At 52.9% G+C, this 238-nt stretch carries 1 protein-coding gene; it reads right to left on the reverse strand.

Going from position 1 to position 238, the window contains the following annotated elements; translation table 11 throughout:
- Positions 1-49: 49 nt before the first annotated feature.
- The coding region (gene nudI, locus ACX6XY_RS30490; RefSeq protein WP_460337981.1) for a nucleoside triphosphatase NudI at positions 50-238 on the reverse strand (189 nt) is incomplete at its 5' end.

A 238-nucleotide genomic window follows, 5' to 3' on the forward strand; every position in this document is an offset into this window, starting at 1 on the left:
GCATTATCCCGCGGCATAACGCCGGGTGGGTTGAACGCGGTATGCTGGACTAAAGTAGCCCTTTCAGGCTGAGAGTAACGCGGGTGGCGGCATTAAGATCGTAGTTTTTGAGATCTTCGGCTTTGACCCAGGCGTAATCGTCAAACTCCTCGTTGATCGTCACATCGCGATTGGCGCTCACGCAGTTGAAGATGAGATAGATCATGTAGATCGTTTCCTGATGCCCGTCGGGGTAGGT

This window comes from Streptomyces sp. O3, assembly GCF_054788135.1.